General features: G+C 56.9%; 2 protein-coding genes. Both read right to left on the bottom strand.

Features of this window, described 5'->3' with window-relative positions; genetic code table 11:
- Positions 1 to 248: 248 nt before the first annotated feature.
- Positions 249 to 377: a hypothetical protein gene (locus tag AAFX91_RS41515; protein WP_283813533.1), complete on the bottom strand. Its 129-nt coding sequence runs from the start codon at positions 375 to 377 to the stop codon at positions 249 to 251.
- 34 nt (positions 378 to 411) lie between these two features.
- Positions 412 to 1347 (bottom strand): glycosyltransferase family 2 protein, encoded by a 936-nt coding sequence (locus AAFX91_RS41510; protein ID WP_130579474.1) that lies wholly within the window; start codon positions 1345 to 1347, stop codon positions 412 to 414.
- Positions 1348 to 1600 lie beyond the last annotated feature (253 nt).

Raw genomic sequence — 1600 nt, 5'->3', positions numbered from 1 at the left:
CGTGACGAAACAATCCACGAGATCTTCCTAGCCGACCAGATCAGCCCTCAGTGCGTGGTCGCCGGATGACGCTCACCCAGCTCCCGTCGCTACCACCGCCCATCCGAGCAAACCCAACGCCCGGGACGAACTCAGGACTGAATAAACTTGGGGGCAAGGTCAAATCCATCACCTCGGAGAGGAGCTGGACGTGAACCTGAGGCTGCAATCAACTTCGACTCTGCTCTTCTCTGGATGCAAGAAGGAGCTCAGGTCAGGCTGGCAATAATGGTACTGGCTTCGCACACCGCCGACATTGCCGGCGGTGCTGCACCAAGACCATCTGGATAAACCGAGCGCACGTTACGAAGGCCCGCGAGATCGAAGTCGTTCTGCAAACCTACTCCGCGGCAACGCGGTCGCTTAGATAGACTATATCAACCCGAAGATGGCTCCGAGGAACACTCCAATGGTCTCCCGCGCGTTCTGGCGATAGATTCCGGATCGGTGCAGCAGGTAAATGCGGCGCGGCAGCGCGCTCCGCCGTGCGAGCGCGAAACGGTCCAGCGTGGTCAAAGCGGGCTGAGAAAGCTGGCTCCGCATCCTGTCCAGGGCTTCCAAGTTTACATCATTCCAGCTCTTCATCCGGCGATTTGCAAAAGCCATGGCCCTTACAAGACGCTGCCGTGGCCCCCTGTTTGACCCAATTAGATTGCGTTCATGCTGCCGGTACTTGAGGCTCGGAACGGGGTCATAGAAGGCTTTCCCGCCGGCCCCGGTCACGATCTGGTAGGTCCACCAATCGTGAGCAATCAAGTTCACATCGTGTGGAGTTTGAGCCAGCAGATGCATGGCCGCTCGGTTCATAACCATAGTATTGCCGCCCCCCATGTTCTGCACGAGCGCATTTTGGAAGCTCGGCGGGCGTCGAAATAGAGGCGATAGCCCCACCGGCGTTCCATCCTCTTCGATCAGGGCCGTCCGGCTAAAGTAAAGACGCGGCACTTCCGATGGCCCATTGACCGCCAACCATTTCGCGGCTCTCTCTAATTTTTCGGGCAACCAAATATCGTCCTGATCGCTAAAGGCAAAGAGATCGCCGTCCGATTGCTGCGCCCATCTCAGGAGAGACAGGAAGTTTTGCCAGAAACCCCGACGAGGCCCCTCGATAAGACTAACCTTCTGAGGTACGGCACATCCGAACCGCCGAACTACATCGATCGTCTCGTCGGTCGAACCATCATCCGAAACCACGAGCTCCCAGTTTCGGTGTGATTGCGCAACGAAGGATTCTAGCTGCTCAGTGATGTGCTCTGCTCCGTTGAATGCTGCGAGCAGGATGACAATTTTCTGGTCCCTAGCGAGCATGTTGCGTCCAACGCTTCCCATGGCCAACCGCACAACCCGACATGTGCTCGTCTCCAAGGTTCTTGAGGCAGGTTATTGCTGTTCTCGGCACACTCCCCATGCTCCTACAAGCAACTTCCGGGCTTGACGAGGAGAGTTTGAGGATCATTTTCGAATCGGCGACGTCGCTCGCGGTTTTGAAATGGACCCGCGGAGCGGGACCGCTTGAACCGGTTTGTTAGTTGGAAACTGACCGCTCCTGATCCCTTTCTAT

The sequence above is a fragment of the Bradyrhizobium sp. 31Argb genome, assembly GCF_043638955.1.
Lineage (GTDB): Bacteria > Pseudomonadota > Alphaproteobacteria > Rhizobiales > Xanthobacteraceae > Bradyrhizobium.
Note: the sequence above shows the minus strand (reverse complement) of the source record. Positions and strands in the feature narration are given on the sequence as shown.